This is a genomic window from Paenibacillus sp. FSL M7-1414, assembly GCF_038003195.1.
Taxonomy (GTDB): Bacteria; Bacillota; Bacilli; order Paenibacillales; family Paenibacillaceae; genus Paenibacillus; species Paenibacillus amylolyticus.
The window spans coordinates 4726481-4746918 of record NZ_JBBOOS010000001.1 but is presented as its reverse complement, the minus strand read 5'-3'; the positions used below and the strand labels follow the sequence as shown (position 1 = coordinate 4746918).

Sequence of the window (20438 nt, the reverse complement as noted above, 5' to 3'; positions counted from 1 at the left end):
AAGCAAATGATATCAAAATGCAATTAATACGTGTCATCCGTCTCCATATCCGGTTCTAACAGACCCTCGCCCTCACGGTTCTCCAGGTACTGACGATATTGCCTATTGCGCACGATGGAGACGTCATGACCATAGATGTCCGTGGCAACAAAACTTTCGTACGCTTCAACGCAGCCTTCCACTTCATCGGTAGCTTCAATCGCCATAACATCATAGCTGTCGATATCGCGTCCTTCAGCCATGGCTGGTGAGTTCGATGTGCCCCAACTTTCAACAATCTGCCAAGTGTCTTCACCATCGAAGCCATTTTGATCATCTCGCTCGTCCAGACTGGTTCGACCAAATGCCGGGGCAAGGAATTCTTCCTCTACAGGGCGGTTCTCAGAGACAACGGTTTCTGGTTGATGTTTTTTGCAGTATTTGGTGTAGGGGACAGCTTCCATGCGTTCATAAGGAATGGGTTGCTGGCAGACCGCACATGTACCGTAATGTCCTTCTTCGATGGAGTGCAGTGCAGAATCGATTCGTTCCAATTGGAATTCATCATGTTCCAGCAGGGAGATATCTTTCTCGCGTTCATACACCTCCGTGGCTATGTCTCCAGGATGATTATCAATTGGTGATAATTCACCTGTCTGTAGTTTAAGGGAATCTCCAAGGCCATAATGCTCGTTTTCCGAAAGTCTATGTTCAATATCGCGCTTATCGGACATCAGTTGTGAACGTAGAAATTGCAGTTGTTTGTTAGTAAAATGTGACATGATTTTCCCCTTTCTGCATTCATGCTGGAATCCGGATTTTGACTCTATTGTAGGATGTGCCATTGAGGGCAAGATTACAGAAGGGAAATGTTATCGTTTTTGCCATAAGCATTGCGATGTAGCGCGTCGTGGACGATTTCCAAACAGCTGTGCTACAATAAACAAGTCTGGCGTAAGCCTGGTATCGTTTGGAAAAGACAAGAACGGAGTGACAAACAAACGTGGTGTATTATATCCTCGCTTTTATCGTATTTTTATTGGATCAGGGAACCAAGTATCTGATTGCAACCCGGATGGAACTCAGAGAAGAAATTCCGGTCATCGGCAATTTCTTTGTCATCACATCACATCGTAATTCAGGTGCAGCATTTGGCATTCTGCAAGACCAGCGTTGGTTCTTTATCGTGGTTACGTTGATTGTGGTCGTTGCCTTGATTTGGTATTTGCAAAAGGTAAAAGATACCCCGCACAAATTGCTGCCTGTGGCGCTTAGTTTGGTGCTTGGTGGAGCAATTGGCAACTTCCTTGATCGGGCATTGACCGGAGAAGTTGTAGATTTTGTACAACTTAATTTTGGAAGTTATACGTTTCCCATTTTTAACATCGCCGATTCGGCAATCTGCATCGGTGTAGGGTTGATCATAGTGGAGACATTGCTTGAAGGACGGCGCGAAAAAGCAGCCGCGAAGATTGAAGGGAATGAACATCATGAGTAATCCGAATAAGGAACAGATTAACGACGAAGAACTAATGAATGGCAATGAACGTATGGAATGGACCGTTGCCGCTGAACATAAAAAAGAACGAATTGACAAATATATTACGGAAGCCGTGGATAACGTATCTCGCTCCCAGGTTCAATTGTGGATCGGAGACGGAATGGTTACGGTAAATGGTGCTGTAGTCAAAGCCAATGCCAAGTTATCCGAAGGGGATCTGGTTGAGTTACAGATTCCAGAACCAGCTGCTGTGGAGATCGTTGCCGAAGATATTCCGCTGGAAGTGGTATATGAGGACAGCGACCTGATCGTGATCAACAAACAGCGTGGTCTTGTGGTGCACCCGGCACCAGGACACACGTCGGGTACCCTCGTTAATGCACTTATGCATCACTGCAAAGACCTCTCGGGTATTAATGGGGAGTTGCGTCCTGGTATTGTGCATCGTATCGATAAGGATACATCCGGCCTGATCATGGCTGCCAAGAACGATCGTGCTCATGCATCACTGGCTGCTCAGTTGAAGGAACATACGGTGAATAGACGGTATATTGCGCTTGTTCATGGTCATCTTAATCATGATCAAGGTACCATTGATGCACCGATTGGACGGGATACCAATGACCGTAAAATGTATACGGTCACAGAACGTAACAGTAAACATGCCGTTACGCATTTTACCGTTACAGAGCGGATTAATGATTACACCTTGCTGGAATTGAAACTGGAGACAGGACGTACTCACCAGATTCGGGTTCACATGAAATTTATTGGTCACCCGCTTGTAGGAGATCCAACTTATGGACGGAATAAAGGCATCAAAATGCAAGGACAGGCTCTTCATGCGGCCATTCTTGGATTTGTGCATCCAACAACGGGAGAATACCTTGAATTTTCAGCTCCGATTCCGCAAGATATGGAAGACGTGCTCGCCTCGCTACGCAGTCGTTAACAGCTCCAAGAAAGTACAAATGTTCGGATACTTTGTCCATGGCTTTGATCACGCAAATGCTTCATATTAAAGTGTAGAAATTTGCGTCAAATGAGGAGATGAACAACGTTATGAGTATCGATAAATACCAAGAAACTTACATTCAGACTAATTTTGCCGACCGTATCGGTGGCTCCAACTATGGTAAAGACACGAACATTTATAAATTCGAGAAAATCAAACGTGCCAAAGCTTCGGCCAAAAAAGATTTTCCCGATGTGGAACTGATTGACCTTGGTGTAGGTGAACCGGACGAAATGGCTGATGCAGGCATTGTAGCTGCACTTGCAGAAGAAGCTTCCAGACCTGAGAATCGTGGTTATGCTGACAATGGTATTCCTGAATTCAAAGCTGCTGCTGCTTCCTACCTGAAAAACGTATTCAACGTAGAAGGTATCGATGCAGATACTGAGATCGTACACTCCATTGGTTCCAAACCAGCTTTGGCGATGATGCCTTCATGCTTCATCAATCCGGGTGATGTGACGATCATGACCGTTCCAGGATACCCGGTTATGGGTACACATACGAAGTATCTGGGTGGAGAAGTGTTCAACATCCAATTGACGAAAGAGAATAACTTCTTGCCTGATCTGACGGCTATCCCGGAAGATATCGCAAAACGTGCGAAGTTGCTCTACCTGAACTATCCGAACAACCCAACAGGCGCAAGCGCGACGGTGGAGTTCTTCACTGAAGTTGTGGAGTGGGCTAAGAAATACAATGTTGTGGTTGTACATGATGCTCCATATGCAGCATTGACGTATGATGGCAAAAAACCGTTCAGCTTCCTATCGGTACCTGGTGCGAAGGATGTCGGCGTAGAGCTGCACTCTCTGTCCAAGTCCTACAACATGACAGGTTGGAGAATCGGATTTGTAGCGGGTAACCCGCTTGTAGTCAAAGCATTCAGTGATGTGAAGGACAACAATGACTCCGGTCAGTTCATCGCGATTCAAAAGGCTGCTGCTTATGGATTGAATCACCCTGAAATTACGGAAAAAATTGCAGAGAAATATTCTCGCCGTCACGACATGCTCGTTGCCGCATTGAACGAACTGGGCTTCCAGGCTGAAAAACCTAAAGGTTCATTCTTCCTGTATGTAGAAGCACCAAAAGGTGTGGTTGGCGGACGTCGCTTTGAATCCGGCGAAGATTTCTCCCAATTCCTGATCCGTGAGAAACTGATCTCATCCGTACCTTGGGATGATGCCGGTAACTTTGTTCGTTTCTCCGTAACCTTTGAAGCGAAGGGTGAAGAGGAAGAGAAACGTGTTATTGCTGAGATCAAACGTCGTCTGAGCGACGTACAATTTGAATTTTAATCGCATCACCCAATAGTTAAATCATGTACTAACGAAGAGACCGGAAACGGTCTCTTTTTTTATGCCCATATTAGAATTTTTTCATTTACTCCCTTTACAAAATTATACAAGCAACATATGATTAGATCTTTACGTTATTTGTTATATACAGAAGTTGTTGTTGAAGGGAGTTATTACAATTGTTATCATCACGAACAAGTACGGTGTCCTCACCGGCTACAGGAACAGGCAGTACAGTGTCAGGATTAATCAGATTGTTAAGACCCAAACAGTGGACTAAAAATCTGCTGTTATTTGCTGCGTTACTATTTTCTTTTGAGGAGATTCGGACTGAAACCATTCTTGCGACGTTGCTTGGTTTTATTCTATTTAGCCTCGTTGCAGGCTGTGTGTATATTTTAAATGACTTTGTAGACCGAGACAGGGATCGACAGCATCCGGTGAAAAGGTATCGTCCTATGGCTTCTGGGCAGGTGAATCCGAGTCATGCTTTGTTGTTTGGCATTATTCTATTAATCCTTTCCGTAGGAACGGCCTTCATGATGAACCCTCTATTCGGGGTGTTATGTATCGTCTATTTCCTGTTGAATGTATCGTATTCATTTGTGCTGAAACATCTCGTTATCCTGGATATGATGACCATTGCAGCCGGCTTTGTACTTCGTGCCATTGCAGGTGGTGTGCTGATCCATGTGCCATTCACACCGTGGTTTTTGATCTGTACCATGCTGTTGTCGTTGTTTTTGGCCATTGGAAAACGCAGAAATGAACTCACGTTGCTTGAGGGAAATACGGGATCACATCGTAAGGTTTTGGATAACTACTCCATTACGTTACTGGATCAATTCAATACAATTGTGACGACAGCTACGATTATCAGTTATTCCCTGTTCACATTCACTTCAGATCGAACCATTCATCTCATGTGGACGATTCCATTGGTCATTTACGGCATGTTCCGTTACCTGTATCTGATCCACATGAAGAACCAGGGAGGTTCGCCCGATCGTGTGCTGTTTGAGGACAAGCCTATATTAATTACGGTTATGTTGTATGTGATAAGTGTTGTTACAATCTTTGCAATCTTTGAATAAAGGCTGAGGGGGATCAGGGTGAAAAGCACGAAAGTCGCAATTTTTGATATTGATAAAACGATCATACGCAGTGATTCCATGTTTCAATTTGTGCATTACGGTGTTCGCCGTTACCCGTGGCAGGTATGGAGATTACCTGTCATTGCATTACATACCGTGTTATTCAAGGCAGGCTTCATGACGGTTGAACAAGTCAAACGATCCTACTTTCAAGAAATTGAGCGTATGTCTGAAAAAGATCTCGAACATTTCTTTGATACTCGCTTGCGTACGTCCATTTTTGCCGAGGCCAGTGTAGAGATGCAACATCGCAAAGAAGCAGGGTATCATGTCTTGCTAGTAACTGCATCTCCGCATGCCTATATGAAATACTTTAATAATTTTCCCTGGGTGGATCATGTAATTGGAACTGAACTTGTCCGTCATGAGAATGGTTACACATGCAGAGTTGATGGCAGCAATTGCAAAGGGGAAGAGAAGGTACGCCGAATTCAGGCTTATCTGAGTGAGAAGAATATGGTCATTGATTATGACCAGTCATGTTCCTACTCGGACTCCTTATCCGACCTTCCAGTCATGCAACTTGTAAGTCAACGATACTTTATTAACAAGCGTGTTCCGGACATGGAGGCATTAACGTGGGGGAAATAAAATCGCGTCATACTGGTAAATGGTTGATGCTCGTTTCCGCTTTTCTGACAGCAACGGGTCAATTGTTCTGGAAATGGGGACTAACCGAGTGGATTTACCTGGGTGTTGGTTTTCTGTGTTATGGACTTGGAGCGATTTTGATGATTAAAGCTTTTGCTCTGGAAAAACTCTCTGTTGCTTATCCTCTGATGTGTGCTAGTTACGTATTTGCCTTAATCTATGGATATTTTTTGCTTGGAGAAGAAATTACGGTGCAGAAGCTGGCAGCAGTTGTGTTGCTTGGAATCGGGGTGACATTAACCAGTGTTGATCGATAGCTGGATGGTTGCCGTATTAATTGTCATGACGTTGTGTGGTGCACTGGGCGGGGCCGGACTGAAAGCTTATGCTTCCAGTCGCAATCGTCTGCATGTACTCATGGGACTTGGATTCTACGGAACGGGTGCGTTGCTGAATATTGTATTGCTGAAGTTTCTTCCATTAACTGTAGTGTTGCCTGCGAACGCACTAACATATGTCTGGACTCTCATCATAGCGCGGTTGATATTTAAAGAGACCGTGGGCCCTTTACGCTGGATAGGTGTGGCATGTATTATGGGTGGCCTATGTTTATTGGTATTTTAGAACTTAATTAATCAGGATGTGAAATGAAAGCATGAACTTTTTAGATTACTTATTTTATAATCGCAGAGCCAACTGGACAGCCTTCTACCTGTTCGCGGGATTTGCTTTGTTCTATGGTTTAATTAACGGCTCATATGTTCTGTACATTGAAAATAATGCAGAGATGCTTGGGGCGTATACCCCATTTAATACGACGCTGTTTCCAATTAATTTATTCAACTTTGATCCTTCAATGTATTATGGGGACAACAGTTCTTCCGTGATCCATCCGCTGATTTCCTTTCTCGCTGTCACCCTTGCGGCTGTAGCGAAACTGCTGGGAGGCAACTGGTTCTTTCTAATCCTGCAATCGCTGGTGAATGCGGGTTCGGTGGTGCTGGCGTATCTGTTCCTGAGTCAAAAAGAAGATAAACCGACCATCGTACCGCTACTGTTTGCCTTATTGTTTGGTTTCAGTTCCTACTTAATGTTTACTGCATTGATCCCGGATTCGTATCCTTATGTACAGTTCGTTATTCTGTTGTCGGTGATTTACATGCAGTATACTCGTGAGCGTCAGGACGTACGTTATGTACCCAATGCATTGCTTGCATCGATTAACTTTGGACTAACCTCGACCAATATCGTACCATTTGCTGCTGCCACATTCTTCAATATGCATGCATGGCGCAATAAGGCGAATTTGAAAAAATACATCGGTATCATGGCATTGGCGGTTCTGATCATCGTCGTATTAACTGGCATTCAGTATGTTGCCTTTGGAGGTCGCAGCTGGGTTAGTAACTGGCTGTTGGGCATTCAAAATGGTGGAACCAGCTATGCAACGCCATTCCAGTTCGCTGTTCATTGGAAAGCATTGAACATGCTAACGATAAATCCGATGCTGACACCGAAGATGCATTTACTGGACCCGGGCATGGCAGCCTTTGTTACGGATCTATCTCGTTCCAATCCAATCTATGTGCAGATGACAGGTATCTTTATTTTACTACTGGCATTCATGGGCTTCATTAAGGGCATTCGTGAACGTGAAGTATGGACCCTTGTGCCATATATTCTGTTTGCCTTTTTGCTTCATGTCGTCGTGGGCTTTGGCCTGGCTGTATTTCAATATGATATGTACCTGTATGCGGGGCATTATTTGTTTGCGTTTTTCCTATTGAGTGGAGGTTTCGTCATCAGCCTTCGTCCGGGATTGGGGAAAAAAGTGGTTATAGGCTTGATCATGTTATGTGTTATCGTTACGGCAAGTAACAACATCTATCGCCATGTAGAAACATTAACAACAATTAAACAATCCTATGATCAGTTGGAACAGGAACGCTCAGTGAATTAATCAAATAGTAAATGTATCGATTCATATAATGAAACGAGAAAAGGCCATTGGATGGAAAGTCCAATGGCCTTATCTTATTTAGTGTTGAGCAAATGAGTTAAGCAATAATTTTGGTCTTTTTGGCATTCTCGGCTGAACGTTTGGTGAGACTGCTGAGTGGACGTTTCAAAGCGAGAGCAACAATGAGACTCAGCGCGATGAACATACATAACCACAGAATATCCTTGATGGCAGTAGACCACAATATGCCGCCGACCGACTCACGCAGCAGACTGATCGCATACGTGAAGGGCATGAACGGATTCAATGCTTGGAAAAAGGGTGATGTCATACTGATTGGGAACGTACCGCCGGAGCTGGAGAACTGGAACACCATGAAGATAATGGCGATCCCTTTTCCGATATTCCCAAATACAGATAGCAGGGTGTACGTTATGGTGACAAATACGGTACTCACCAGCATGGCAAACAGGACAAACCACAGTTTATCTGCGACATAGGTACCCAGGATTAAAATATCTCCCAGGGTGACACATATCGCCTGAAGTAACCCAATGGTCAGAAAAGTAGCGAGACGTCCAAGATACAATTCATATCCCCGGAACTTGCCCCCTGGATTCTCAGCTTCGGCACGAAGCAGAGAAATCAGCAGTGTTGAGCCAACCCACAAGGACAGCACACCATAAAATGGTGACATGGCCGATCCATAATTCGGAATCGGGTAAAGCTGTTGTTCTTTGATTTGCACGGGACTCGAAAGGAAAGCACTTTCTTCTTCGATATCGCCACGCAAAAGTTTGGCGAGCTCGGCAAACTGGTTATTACCTTCGACTTCCCGAAGTTTGTCAGCAGCCTTACTGATGGCACTTTCCAATGCTGGCAGATCATCACGTACCAGCGTGGCAACACGATGTACTCCTTTTTCGACCTCCGGAAGTTGGTTCTGGACAAAATCGGATGCCTTGCCTATCTGTTTCTCGGCATTAGGCAGATCATTACGAACAAAATCAGCTGCTTCGTTCAGTTTGTTTCCCAGCTTGGGCAGATCGTTTCGAATTAATGAAGACACTGTGTTTAAAGCTTGGATAAAACCTTCACTTTTGTTCGCGAGTGTCTCTGATATCTCATGGATCTTAGATTGTATTTGAGGCAGTTCGCTCTGGATTTTTGTCAACTCGGCCTGCCCAAACGTAATTCCTTCTTTGGCTGATGCAAGAATGTCCGCAATATCCGGAATACGATCTTTTGCACCTTGCAGAGTTTCTGCTGAAGTGGAGAGGGTAGACCTGAGCTTATCCGCACCAGCTGCAAGTGCAGGCGATATTTCACTTTCATAGGTGTTTAAGATATTGCCAATCCCGCTGCTGATGTCCTTTGAGAGAGTATTTAACTGAGCGATGACGTCTGTTGGTGGAGTTGTATTACGACGCATGGCATCACTGATGATACCAGCCAAGCGGATCTGCAACTGAAGTTTATCTGAAATGGAGTTCAGTTGTGTGATTTTATCGGCAAGTGGTTGGCTTGGAAGCAAGTTATTGATGTTGCCCAGTAGTTCTGCCATACTGTCCACGAGTTTTACCGCAACCCCTAAACGTGAAGCAATCCGGTCGAGATCTTCTACTGTAGGAAGGTTATTATGATCCGAATTTTGCAATTGTGCAAATACGTCTCCTGCAGCGTTAGTAATCTGCTGCACCAGCAGCAGATTTTGGCGGATCGTCGGGCCAATTGTCTGAAACGCTTCTTCACTGGAATCCACGAACTGATTTAATCCCTCTGCAAGCTCAATCCCGTTGCCAGCGATTTGTGATACTTTGTCCAAATCTTGTTCTGCGGCCGTTACGATAGACAGAGCTTTGTTCGTTTTATCCAGCGCCGTTTGGATAACATCTGATACCTGTCCAAAGTTTTCATCCACTTCTCGAATGCGATCTACCGCTTTTTTTATATCCGGTATCCGCCCTTGAATAGCCAGCACTTCGGAAGCCGCATCATTAATTTGTGGCCAATACTCCTGCACCTTGAGCACATACTGTGCTGCTTCATTGATTTCAGGCAGTTTTTTCTCGATTTCAACGATCTTTTGAGCATCTTTTACAATCTCGGGCATGGCTTTTTCTACTTCCAGAACCTTTTGACCTGCGGCTTGAATAGCCGGAAGATTTTTCTCCAGTGTAAAAATGCCATTCTCCATTTTGCGTAATGTTGGAAGCTGGGAATTAATCTCAACCCCGGCTTCATTCAGCTTGGTTAGAACGGCCTCACTGACGGCTTCAGTGAAATTTTCATTGATTTGCGTTGTTATGGCAGATACACCAGAGCCTGTGATTTTAGGAGCAATGGCATTCACCTTCTCATTGACGGTATAGATTACTTCCGGTCGCTCCAGCTTCCCATCAACGATGCCTGTAATTTTGGATGAAAAGTCCCCCGGAATGAGCAGGCTTGCATAATACTCTCCAGTTTGCACACCCCGATTAGCCTCAGCCTGGTCCACAAAAGTCCAGCCCAGCTTTTCGTTGTGTTTAAGGCTGGATACCAGTTCGTCTCCGATATTAACATGGGTTCCTTCAACAGTCGCACCCTTGTCCTCAGTTGTCACCGCAATTTTGATCCCCTGGGTATTACTGTATGGGTCCCAGACGGACTTCACGTTGACCCAGTCATACACCCCGGGCAGTAGAATAATAGCCACAATTAGAAATATACCTGTGGGAACCTTCAGAATATGCAACCAGTCTGTTTTGTAAACGTGCCAAATGTGACGCATGACTTCCTCCTAAATGTACATAAATGTAGGGCGTAACTTATTTCTATGTCGTAAATTTGTGAATCTTATGTATATCGGTATTATTGCAGTATCTAATAATGGGTTCATGTTTATAAACTGTACCCATTTCACTTGGTACTAATTCAGAGCCTTCATATATTGCGTAAAATGAAACTCACTGTCTGTTCTAAAAAGAAGTGTTTTATCTCTTTTGAGTACAGTAAGAGGTTTATTTTGGTTATATCAAATTTCTCATTTGCCTATGGATAAATATGCAGAAATGTTGTATAATTATGAATAACCAATGAGATGTATTGTGCATGGATGTTTTTCAGCCTAACTGCTGATTCTAAGAAGAACGTAGCAGAGGGTTTTCACCTGCGATGGTGAGGTGTTGACAGGGGGTTGTCTTTCTGTCATAATTCATGAAGACAAACGGACATATTGATTACAGAACCCTGTGAGGTCCTGCAATATGAACGACATGAATAGCACCTTTAAATCAGTCCCGTGAGACTGGCAAGGTAACGTGAACGATACATCGTTTTTTTGCTGCGGCAAATGAAGCGATGCATCCCCGAGAGTAAACTTTCTTCAGAGCGGTCTGAAGTTCGGAGACTCCTTGCCAATAAACACGGCAAGGAGTCTTTTTTTTTCTCCTCGTCACGGGGCCATGATGCTGAAGGGAAATCCTGAGGAGGCTGAACGCATGAGCACAGAGACACATGTCATTATGGATGAGACGGCGATCCGCCGCGCATTAACACGGATTGCCCATGAGATATTGGAGAAAAACAAAGGAATCGACGATTGTGTGTTGGTCGGTATCCGTACACGCGGGGTTTACCTTGCAGAACGGATTGCCGCCAAGATTGAAGAAATCGAGGGCGCCAAAGTCCCCTGGGGAGAACTGGATGTGACTCCTTACCGCGATGACCGCTTGGACGAAAATAAAGCGAATCGCAAGGAAATGTTGATTATGACACCTGAATCACTTTCGATCCATAACAAAAAAGTGATTTTGTTCGATGATGTGCTCTATACCGGACGGACGATTCGCGCAGCGATGGATGCCCTGATGGACTGTGGAAGACCGCAGAACATTCAGCTGGCTGTACTCGCAGACCGCGGACACCGGGAACTTCCGATTCGACCTGATTTTATCGGCAAGAATGTGCCGACTTCCAAATCAGAGGAGATTGAAGTTGCACTCATGGAAACGGACGGACAGGACGAAGTCAAGATCACTCAGAACCGGGGGGAGCAAGCATAATGATTACACAGACAGCATTGAGAGACCGAAGCTTGCTTGGACTGAAGGAACTTAGTCGAGGAGAAATCGAGTCCATTCTGAACCGAGCGGCTCACTGGGAAGCGCAGAAAGAGAAACTGGTTCCTGTACTGGAATCACGCTTCGTTGCGAACATGTTCTTCGAGAACAGCACACGTACCCGCTTCTCCTTCGAAATGGCAGAGAAACGTCTGGGCGCACAAGTGCTGAACTTTACGGCAGCCGCATCCAGTGTGGAAAAAGGAGAGTCCATCTACGATACGGTACGAACACTTGAGTCGATGGGCATTGATGCAGGCGTGATCCGGTTGAAACCGGCAGGCGTTCTGCAACAACTGGCTCAGAAAGTGAATGTACCACTCGTGAACGCCGGAGACGGCAACAATGAGCATCCCACACAGGCGTTGCTGGATCTCTACACGATGAGGAAAGCATTTGGCGAACTGAAAGGCTTGCGTGTTTCCATCATTGGTGACATCCTGCATAGCCGTGTAGCTCGTTCCAACCTGTGGGCACTGCAAAAGTTTGGTGCAGATGTACGCTTCTGTGCACCGCAAACGATGCAGGCACCGGAACTCGCAGAGCATGCTCCTTATGTCGGTCTTGAAGAAGCGCTGGATGCAGATGTAGTCATGATGCTTCGTGTTCAACTGGAACGTCATCAACATGGCTTAATTACTTCAGCTGAGGATTATCGCGAACACTACGGATTGACGGAAGAACGGGCATCACGCCTAAAACCAAGCACCATTATCATGCACCCTGCTCCAGTGAATCGCAACGTCGAGGTAGATGACGCGGTTGTGGAAAGTGAAGCATCGCGGATCTTCCCGCAGATGGCAAACGGCGTTCCAATCCGCATGGCGGTTATGGAACGTGCGATGAAACTGTAACAGGGTCTGGCTGTAGGTCATAGGCTGACGGTACGGTAGTTCTTATAGAGCAATAAGAGAGTACACGATAAAGAAAATCATCCGGCTTGCCTGGTAAGCCGGACAGAACCGAAGCGGAGGGCAATTATGCTACAGATTATAAAAAACGCAAACGTCTTGAACCAACAAGGGGAACTTGAACGGAAAACCATCATTATAGATGAAGGCAAAATTAAAAAGATCGCTGGTCTGGAAGACCAAGCCGTTCTGGATGCCGAAAAGTCAGCGCAAAGTGTGACAGATGCATCAGGCAAACTGGTCATTCCGGGATTGATCGATATGCACGTGCATCTGCGTGAACCTGGATTCGAACACAAAGAGACGATCGAGACAGGTGCCCGTTCAGCAGCACAAGGTGGTTTTACAACAATCGCTTGCATGCCGAACACGAGACCAGTTACAGATACAGCGGAAGTTGTGAAGCTGGTATTGGATAAGGCCAAAGAAGCTGATCTGGTTAAAGTGTTGCCTTATGCAGCCATTACAAAAAATGAACTGGGTCGTGAACTTACCGATTTTGCCGCATTAAAAGAAGCAGGCGCTATTGGATTCACAGATGACGGTGTAGGCGTACAAAACGCTCAAATGATGAAAGATGCCATGAGCCTCGCGGCAAGCATGGATATGCCCGTGATCGCACACTGTGAAGATGACTCACTGGTTGTTGGTGGATATGTGACAGAAGGTGAGTTTTCGAAACGTCACGGCATCAAAGGGATTCCGAATGAATCCGAAGCCATCCACGTTGGCCGTGATATCTTGCTCGCAGAAGCAACAGGAGTTCACTACCATGTCTGTCACGTAAGTACAGAGCAATCGGTTCGCTTGATTCGTCTAGCGAAGTCCATCGGCATTAAAGTAACTGCTGAGGTATGTCCGCATCATTTGGTGTTGTCGGATGAAGATATCCCGGGCATGGACGCCAACTGGAAAATGAACCCGCCGCTGCGCTCACCACGCGATGTGCAGGCTTGTATCGAAGGTTTGCTGGACGGCACGCTGGACATGATCGTAACTGATCACGCGCCACACAGTGAAGAAGAGAAAGCCAAAGGCATGGAGCTGGCACCTTTCGGAATCGTAGGATTCGAAACAGCCTTCCCGCTGCTGTACACCAAGTTTGTGGAAACAGGACTGTGGAGCTTGGAATTCCTGGTGAAACGCATGACAGCTGATCCGGCACGTGTATTCCGACTGGATACAGGCAAACTGGAAGAGGGAGCACCAGCGGATATAACGATGATTGACCTGAACGAGGAAAAAGCGGTTGATCCTGCAACGTTTGCAACCAAAGGAAGAAACACACCATTCACAGGTTGGAAGCTGAAAGGCTGGGCCACACAAACATGGGTGGATGGCAAAAGCGTGTGGAATAACACGGTACAACAGTAAAACGGTAATTTAGTAAATTGATAAATTAGAACGCTATATCTTTAACTCTTTAAATCCGCAACAGTAACTCTTAACTTTTTTAAAACAACAAATCTTTTTAAATCTAGCTCTAACTCTAAAACTTAATCTACAATTTGTACAAAAGTAACATCTTTTCAACTAACTCGAGGCAAATCATGCCGAGAGTCTAACATACGAAACAAGCAAAGTTGAATGTCATGATTTTGAACTTGGACACCAACGTAACTGCGGAGCGGACAGAAAAGACCCGAAGAAGCAAAGCGTTCGCCTTTATCACCGGATTACATCATTTGAAAAATGATAAAAAGTAATCCGGGGATAACAGCGATCAAAGGGTTTTCTGTACGCGGAGCCGCACAATCGAAACGTCCCCATGTTCAACCCCAATGCATTCAACGTTGATAAACACAGAGGAGTGAAATGGGATGCAGGCACAGGCAAGATTATTGTTGGAAGACGGCACACTGTTCACCGGGAAAGCATTTGGTGCTGAAGGTGAAACTACAGGTGAGGTCGTTTTTAATACGGGAATTACAGGCTATCAAGAGGTGCTTTCGGATCCTTCCTATTGCGGTCAAATCGTAACCATGACGTATCCGCTGATCGGAAACTACGGCATTACGCGTGATGACTTTGAGTCGATTCGTCCATACGTACACGGTTTCGTTGTCCGTCGTCATGAGCCAACGCCGAGTAACTGGCGTGCGGAATACAGTGTAGACAATCTGCTCAAAGAATACGGCATCGTAGGAATCAGCGAAATTGATACACGCATGTTGACTCGCCGGATTCGTCACCACGGCACAATGAAGGGAATTCTCACAACAGGATCGAAGCCTGTGGAAGAACTGCTGGAGATGATGGGAGATACTACCATTGCCGAGCTGCGTAACCAAGTGCCAATGACTTCTACAGAGCATGTCTACAACAGCCCGGGAACGGCTGAGCGTATTGTGCTCGTGGATTATGGTGCTAAAACAGGAATCTTGCGCGAACTCAGCAAACGTAACTGTGACGTTGTTGTTGTTCCACACGATGTAACAGCAGACGAGATTCGTCGCCTGAACCCGGACGGAATTCAACTGTCCAACGGCCCTGGGGACCCGAAAGACGTACCTCATGCGGTTAACATGATCAGTGAACTGCTTGGCGAATACCCGATCTTCGGCATCTGCCTGGGTCACCAGTTGTTCGCACTTGCAGCAGGAGCAGACACCGAAAAACTTAAGTTTGGACATCGCGGAGGAAACCACCCGGTGAAAGAACTGGAGAGCGGACGTTGCTTCATCACATCCCAGAACCATGGATTTACCGTAAACGAAGAGTCTGTGAAGAGTACAGACCTGGAAGTTACACATATCAACAATAACGATAAGACCATTGAAGGTCTGAAACATAAATCATTCCCGGCATTCTCGGTTCAATATCACCCTGAAGCAGCCCCGGGTCCGTACGACAACAGCTATCTGTTCGACCGCTTCATCGAGATGATTCGCGAGCACAAGATCACTAACCCGCAAAAGCCGCGTCAAGCCGTATTGGCAGCCGCAGTGAAAGGAGCACAATAACATGCCGATTAACAAAGATCTCAAAAAAATCCTGGTGATTGGTTCCGGTCCAATCGTCATCGGTCAAGCGGCCGAGTTCGACTATGCCGGTACACAAGCTTGCCAGGCTCTGAAAGAAGAAGGCGTGGAAGTTGTACTTATCAACAGCAACCCGGCGACCATTATGACGGATACAAACATGGCTGACAAAGTATACATCGAGCCTATCACACTGGATTTTGTGACCCAAATCATTCGTCAAGAGCGTCCAGATGGCTTGTTGCCAACACTGGGTGGTCAGACAGGTCTGAACATGGCGGTAGAACTGGCACGTGCAGGCGTGCTGGAACGTGAAAATGTGAAATTGCTCGGAACACAGCTGACATCCATCGAGAAAGCGGAAGATCGTGATCTGTTCCGTGACCTGATGCGTGAATTGGAACAACCTGTACCAGAGAGTGTCATCGTAACGACACTTGAAGAGTCACTTGAATTTGCGAATGAGATTGGTTATCCAATCATCGTGCGTCCAGCCTATACACTGGGCGGAACAGGCGGCGGAATCTGTGCGAACGAAGAAGAGCTGCGCGAGACGGTGGCAGCGGGAATTCGTTACAGCCCGATTGGGCAATGTTTGGTCGAGAAGAGCATTGCAGGCATGAAAGAAGTCGAGTATGAAGTGATGCGGGACAAAAACGATAACTGTATCGTTGTCTGCAACATGGAAAACTTTGACCCGGTAGGTGTTCACACAGGCGACAGTATCGTCGTAGCACCAAGCCAAACTCTGTCGGACCGTGAATATCAAATGCTGCGTTCAGCTTCCCTGAAAATCATCCGTGCCCTGAACATCGAGGGTGGATGTAACGTACAGTTTGCACTGGACCCACACAGCTTCCAATACTATGTTATCGAAGTAAATCCACGGGTAAGCCGTTCATCAGCTCTGGCTTCCAAAGCAACGGGTTATCCGATTGCAAAAATGGCTGCCAAAATTGCGATGGGTTACACGTTGGATGAAATCGTGAACCCGGTAACAGGCCAAACGTATGCTTGCTTTGAGCCTACACTGGATTATATCGTGAGCAAAATCCCACGCTGGCCGTTCGACAAGTTCATCTCGGCGAACCGTAAACTGGGAACTCAGATGAAAGCAACAGGCGAAGTAATGGCTATTGGCCGGACATTCGAAGAGTCGATTCACAAAGCAGTTCGTTCCTTGGAAATTGGCGTACATCGCCTCTACCTGAAGGATGCCGAAACGCTGGACGAAGCTACCCTGAACGAGCGTCTGATCAAAGCAGATGATGAGCGTATCTTCCTGATTGCCGAAGCGTTCCGCAGAGGTTATACGTTGCAACAGCTACAGGATCTGACCAAGATTGACTGGTGGTTCCTGGACAAAATCGAAGGTCTGATCGCATTCGAAGATCGCATTCGCGAAGAATCCGAATTGTCTTCCGACATTCTGTATCAAGCGAAACGCCTTGGATTCACAGACCGTGCCATTGCTGAACTGCGTGCGCAAGGTCAACCAGGAGGCACATTAACAACTGAAGCGGAAGTTAGAACTCGTCGGGAAGCAGAGAACCTGCGCCCAGTGTACAAAATGGTAGATACATGTGCGGCTGAGTTTGAAGCAACAACGCCATATTACTACTCAACTTACGAGACAGAAAATGAAGTAATTCCTTCAGACAAGAAAAAAGTTGTGGTGCTGGGTTCAGGACCAATCCGGATCGGTCAAGGGATCGAGTTCGACTACTCAACTGTACACGCAGTATGGGCATTGCAAAAAGCAGGCTATGAAGCAGTCATTATCAACAATAACCCGGAGACGGTGTCTACGGACTTTAATACATCGGATCGCCTGTACTTTGAACCGCTCTTCTTCGAAGATGTCATGAACGTGATTGAACAGGAGAAACCAGTAGGGGTTATCGTACAGTTCGGTGGTCAAACGGCCATCAACCTGGCAGCACCATTGCGTAATGCAGGTGTAACGATTCTCGGAACGGATCTGGAAAGCATCGATGAGGCGGAGGACCGTAAGAAGTTCGAACGTCTGCTCTCCCGTCTGGAGATTGCACAGCCAAAAGGTAAAACAGTCATTTCCGTTGATGATGCGGTAGAAACAGCTCAAAGTCTGGGCTACCCGGTACTGGTTCGTCCTTCCTATGTACTCGGCGGTCGTGCGATGGAGATTGTATACTCCGATGCTGAATTGCTGACATACATGGAACAGGCGGTTAAAATCAATCCGGAGCATCCGGTCCTGATCGACCGTTACATGATGGGTAAAGAAGTTGAGGTTGACGCCATCTGTGATGGTGAAACGGTATTGATTCCGGGAATCATGGAACATATCGAGCGTGCAGGGGTTCACTCTGGTGACTCCATCGCGGTATATCCTCCTCAACATCTGTCCCAGGATTTGAAAGAGAAAATTGTAGAGATTACAATCAAAATTGCGAAAGAACTGAAAACGGTAGGTTTGGTCAACATCCAGTTTGTTATCCATGATGGCCAAGTGTACATTATCGAGGTGAACCCACGTTCATCCCGTACCGTACCATTCCTGAGTAAAGTAACCAACATTCCGATGGCGAACTTGGCAACACAAGCCATTCTGGGTGTGAAATTAAAAGATCTTGGTTATGTTGACGGGCTGTGGCCTGAATCGGATCATGTATCTGTTAAAGTTCCGGTCTTCTCCTTCGCGAAGCTGCGTCGTGTAGAGCCAACCCTCGGACCTGAGATGAAGTCTACAGGTGAGGTTATGGGCCGTGACCCGAATTACGCTAAAGCGTTGTTCAAAGGTCTCATCGGTGCAGGAATGAAAATTCCGGCAACCGGAGCGATCGTAGTAACTGTAGCAGACAAAGACAAGGACGAAGCGGTTCCTTTGCTCGAAGGTTTCTACAGACTGGGTTACAAAATCATGGCTACCGGCGGAACAGCAGCTGCGCTTGAAGCAGCGAACATTCCGGTAACGACTGTGAACAAATTAAGTGAAGGTTCGCCGAACATTCTGGATATGATCCGTAGCGGCGAAGCAAACTTTGTCTTCAACACACTCACCAAAGGCAAAACACCGCAGCGTGATGGATTCCGTATCCGTCGTGAAGCGGTAGAAAACGGCATTGTATGTATGACTTCATTGGATACGATTCGTGCGCTGCTGATCATGCTGCAAACGATCAACTTCTCTTCGGAAGCAATGCCTGTCTTTGTAAAATAAATAACTCTCTGATAAAGGACATCAGTCAGCCTGCGGGCTGGCGGGATGTCCTTTATATCGGGCAAAAACGGAAAAAATGAGCAAGTGGAGGGGAGCGCTGGTGATGAATCAAGCGAGTTTCAATGAAATGGCTGGCCGTCTGATGGTGGCACTGGATTATCCTGGAGCGGAAGAAGCTCAAGAATTGGTACAAGCTCTTGAGGGCATTCCCTGTTATCTCAAGGTGGGTATGCAGCTGTTCTACGCAGCAGGACCTGACTTTATTCGGGAGCTGAAATCCAAAGGCTACTCCGTTTTTCTGGATGTGAAAATGCATGACATTCCCAACACCGTTCGTGGCGGAGCTGAGAGTATCACACGTCTGGGTGTAGACATGTTTAATGTGCATGCAGCAGGTGGAGCCCTCATGATGCGTGCTGCACGTGAAGGTGCTGAGGCAGCAATCGCTGCCGATCCTTCCCTTAGCAAGCCCGAGATCATTGCAGTCACTCAACTCACGAGTACAAGTCTGGAAACGATGAATAACGAGATTGGCATCCCGGGAAGTGTGGAAGCTGCTGTGGTCCGTTATGCAGGACTAGCCCAAGAGGCCGGACTGGATGGAGTTGTTGCTTCTCCACTGGAAGTGCCCGCAATTCGGGCAGCGTGTGGCAGTGCTTTTCACACCGTTACTCCAGGAATTCGTCCAGCGGGTAGTGGTCTGGGAGATCAGACACGCGTCTTGACCCCAGGTGAAGCCATCGCCAGAGGCAGTCATTACATTGTTGTAGGCAGACCCATTACAGGCGCTCCCAATCCGCGAGAAGCGGTAGAAACCATTTTGAAGGAGATGTTGAACGCATGATCGAACTGAATGAGATTCCGAATCATATTGCTTCCCAACTTTTGAAAATTAAAGCCGTGGCGTTACGTCCGCAGCAGCCATTTACATGGACATCCGGCATCAAATCACCAATATACTGTGATAACCGCTTAACGATGTCCTATCCGGAGATTCGCAACGATATCGCTGAAGCATTTGCAACAATCATTCGGAACCAGTACCCGGATGCAGAAGTCATCGCAGGTACAGCAACCGCAGGTATTCCGCATGCTGCCTGGGTGGCTCAGAAGCTGGATCTGCCGATGGCCTACATTCGTGATAAAGCGAAAGGACACGGCAAGGAGAACCTGATCGAAGGTCTGATTACCGAAGGACAGAAAGTGGTTGTCATCGAAGATCTGATCTCTACAGGTGGAAGCTCGATCAAAGCAGCCGAAGCCGTACGTGTAGCAGGCGCAACACCTCTCGCCGTACTTGCCATTTTCAGCTACCAGCTGGATAAAGGTGTTAAAGCATTTGAAGATGCTGGAATTCCACTTCAGACGTTGTCCAATTACACGGCGCTGATGGATGTGGCTTTGGCTCAGGGAACGATTCAGGAGAGTGACTTTGAGTTGCTTAAATCCTGGCGTGAAGATCCTTCTTCATTTGGTAAATAATATCATTGATACCTCAAAAAAATGTTCAGGAATGAACGGTATCAAAATTGTAATGATTGCCGTCATAGCGGCAAAACCATCGAATATGCAAGAGGCATCCCGCACTTTGGGGTGCTTTTTTTGTTTGTTCATCAAAATATTAACTTTTTCTCTCTACCGTTGTAAAAAGCTTGTAACTTTTAGTTGTGATCGGTCGTTTATAATTCAGTGTAGGATGGAACAGATTTCTAATTTTAGGTTTTTTGAAGAAATGAACGG

At 46.3% G+C, this 20438-nt stretch carries 17 protein-coding genes; 15 read left to right on the top strand and 2 right to left on the bottom strand.

Translation table 11 applies throughout. The features are described 5' to 3' along the window. Positions 1 to 23: 23 nt before the first annotated feature. Positions 24 to 761, bottom strand: coding sequence for a TraR/DksA C4-type zinc finger protein (locus MHH92_RS20675; RefSeq protein ID WP_253501922.1), 738 nt, complete (start codon positions 759 to 761; stop codon positions 24 to 26). A gap of 221 nt (positions 762 to 982) precedes the next feature. Here MHH92_RS20675 and lspA point away from each other — a divergent pair, with 221 nt between their 5' ends. The 8 genes from lspA (at position 983) to MHH92_RS20635 (ending at position 7501) form a co-directional block, all read left to right on the top strand. Next, complete coding sequence (gene lspA, locus MHH92_RS20670; RefSeq protein ID WP_017687321.1) at positions 983 to 1477, top strand: signal peptidase II; 495 nt, start codon at positions 983 to 985, stop codon at positions 1475 to 1477. Further along, positions 1470 to 2432, top strand: a complete 963-nt coding sequence (locus tag MHH92_RS20665) for an RluA family pseudouridine synthase (protein ID WP_370739101.1) — start codon at positions 1470 to 1472, stop codon at positions 2430 to 2432. Before lspA ends, MHH92_RS20665 begins: the two co-directional genes overlap by 8 nt. Before the next feature lie 110 nt (positions 2433 to 2542). Then, positions 2543 to 3796 (top strand): LL-diaminopimelate aminotransferase, encoded by a 1254-nt coding sequence (locus tag MHH92_RS20660; protein WP_036674844.1) that lies wholly within the window; start codon positions 2543 to 2545, stop codon positions 3794 to 3796. A gap of 203 nt (positions 3797 to 3999) precedes the next feature. Continuing rightward, positions 4000 to 4890, top strand: coding sequence for a decaprenyl-phosphate phosphoribosyltransferase (locus MHH92_RS20655; RefSeq protein ID WP_253509231.1), 891 nt, complete (start codon positions 4000 to 4002; stop codon positions 4888 to 4890). 18 nt (positions 4891 to 4908) lie between these two features. Continuing rightward, entirely contained in the window at positions 4909 to 5541 is a 633-nt protein-coding gene (locus tag MHH92_RS20650) for an HAD-IB family hydrolase (RefSeq protein ID WP_036614827.1), read from the top strand. A 26-nt stretch (positions 5542 to 5567) separates the two neighbouring features. Continuing rightward, on the top strand, positions 5568 to 5858 hold the full coding sequence (locus MHH92_RS20645; RefSeq protein ID WP_197997836.1) for an EamA family transporter: 291 nt from the start codon (positions 5568 to 5570) through the stop codon (positions 5856 to 5858). Continuing rightward, entirely contained in the window at positions 5845 to 6165 is a 321-nt protein-coding gene (locus MHH92_RS20640; RefSeq protein ID WP_235431595.1) for an EamA family transporter, read from the top strand. The genes MHH92_RS20645 and MHH92_RS20640 overlap by 14 nt, the downstream gene beginning before the upstream one ends. Positions 6166 to 6196: 31 nt before the next feature. After that, on the top strand, positions 6197 to 7501 hold the full coding sequence (locus MHH92_RS20635) for a DUF6080 domain-containing protein (RefSeq protein WP_340905991.1): 1305 nt from the start codon (positions 6197 to 6199) through the stop codon (positions 7499 to 7501). 97 nt (positions 7502 to 7598) lie between these two features. Here MHH92_RS20635 and MHH92_RS20630 read toward each other — a convergent pair whose 3' ends face one another. Beyond that, a complete protein-coding gene (locus MHH92_RS20630) occupies positions 7599 to 10274 on the bottom strand; it encodes a YhgE/Pip domain-containing protein (protein WP_340905990.1) in 2676 nt (891 codons plus the stop codon). A 709-nt stretch (positions 10275 to 10983) separates the two neighbouring features. On the opposite strand from MHH92_RS20630, the gene pyrR reads away from it, so the two are divergent. From pyrR to pyrE, 7 genes are all read left to right on the top strand, one after another. Continuing rightward, positions 10984 to 11547 carry a bifunctional pyr operon transcriptional regulator/uracil phosphoribosyltransferase PyrR gene (gene pyrR, locus MHH92_RS20625; protein ID WP_017687330.1) on the top strand — a complete coding sequence of 188 codons (564 nt, stop codon included), beginning with the start codon at positions 10984 to 10986 and terminating at the stop codon, positions 11545 to 11547. Then, positions 11547 to 12458, top strand: a complete 912-nt coding sequence (locus MHH92_RS20620; protein ID WP_036674848.1) for an aspartate carbamoyltransferase catalytic subunit — start codon at positions 11547 to 11549, stop codon at positions 12456 to 12458. The genes pyrR and MHH92_RS20620 overlap by 1 nt, the downstream gene beginning before the upstream one ends. Positions 12459 to 12584: 126 nt before the next feature. Then, positions 12585 to 13889 carry a dihydroorotase gene (locus MHH92_RS20615; RefSeq protein WP_076250783.1) on the top strand — a complete coding sequence of 435 codons (1305 nt, stop codon included), beginning with the start codon at positions 12585 to 12587 and terminating at the stop codon, positions 13887 to 13889. A 446-nt stretch (positions 13890 to 14335) separates the two neighbouring features. Continuing rightward, a complete protein-coding gene (carA, locus tag MHH92_RS20610; RefSeq protein ID WP_047843735.1) occupies positions 14336 to 15478 on the top strand; it encodes a glutamine-hydrolyzing carbamoyl-phosphate synthase small subunit in 1143 nt (380 codons plus the stop codon). A gap of 1 nt (position 15479) precedes the next feature. Beyond that, a complete protein-coding gene (gene carB / locus MHH92_RS20605; RefSeq protein ID WP_047843734.1) occupies positions 15480 to 18698 on the top strand; it encodes a carbamoyl-phosphate synthase large subunit in 3219 nt (1072 codons plus the stop codon). A 103-nt stretch (positions 18699 to 18801) separates the two neighbouring features. After that, positions 18802 to 19542 (top strand): orotidine-5'-phosphate decarboxylase, encoded by a 741-nt coding sequence (gene pyrF, locus MHH92_RS20600; protein WP_036614806.1) that lies wholly within the window; start codon positions 18802 to 18804, stop codon positions 19540 to 19542. Beyond that, positions 19539 to 20180: an orotate phosphoribosyltransferase gene (pyrE, locus tag MHH92_RS20595; RefSeq protein WP_036614805.1), complete on the top strand. Its 642-nt coding sequence runs from the start codon at positions 19539 to 19541 to the stop codon at positions 20178 to 20180. The genes pyrF and pyrE overlap by 4 nt, the downstream gene beginning before the upstream one ends. The last annotated feature ends 258 nt before the right edge of the window (positions 20181 to 20438 follow it).

Bases quoted from the DNA above. Each gene is read 5' to 3' on its own strand.
- MHH92_RS20660 (WP_036674844.1), top strand. From the start codon at position 2,543: ATGAGTATCGATAAATACCAAGAAACTTACATTCAGACTAATTTTGCC.
- carB (WP_047843734.1), top strand. From the start codon at position 15,480: ATGCCGATTAACAAAGATCTCAAAAAAATCCTGGTGATTGGTTCCGGT.
- MHH92_RS20665 (WP_370739101.1), top strand. From the start codon at position 1,470: ATGAGTAATCCGAATAAGGAACAGATTAACGACGAAGAACTAATGAAT.
- MHH92_RS20630 (WP_340905990.1), bottom strand. From the start codon at position 10,274: ATGCGTCACATTTGGCACGTTTACAAAACAGACTGGTTGCATATTCTG.
- pyrF (WP_036614806.1), top strand. From the start codon at position 18,802: ATGAATCAAGCGAGTTTCAATGAAATGGCTGGCCGTCTGATGGTGGCA.
- carA (WP_047843735.1), top strand. From the start codon at position 14,336: ATGCAGGCACAGGCAAGATTATTGTTGGAAGACGGCACACTGTTCACC.
- MHH92_RS20635 (WP_340905991.1), top strand. From the start codon at position 6,197: ATGAACTTTTTAGATTACTTATTTTATAATCGCAGAGCCAACTGGACA.
- MHH92_RS20675 (WP_253501922.1), bottom strand. From the start codon at position 761: ATGTCACATTTTACTAACAAACAACTGCAATTTCTACGTTCACAACTG.
- MHH92_RS20645 (WP_197997836.1), top strand. From the start codon at position 5,568: ATGCTCGTTTCCGCTTTTCTGACAGCAACGGGTCAATTGTTCTGGAAA.
- pyrE (WP_036614805.1), top strand. From the start codon at position 19,539: ATGATCGAACTGAATGAGATTCCGAATCATATTGCTTCCCAACTTTTG.
- pyrR (WP_017687330.1), top strand. From the start codon at position 10,984: ATGAGCACAGAGACACATGTCATTATGGATGAGACGGCGATCCGCCGC.
- MHH92_RS20615 (WP_076250783.1), top strand. From the start codon at position 12,585: ATGCTACAGATTATAAAAAACGCAAACGTCTTGAACCAACAAGGGGAA.
- MHH92_RS20620 (WP_036674848.1), top strand. From the start codon at position 11,547: ATGATTACACAGACAGCATTGAGAGACCGAAGCTTGCTTGGACTGAAG.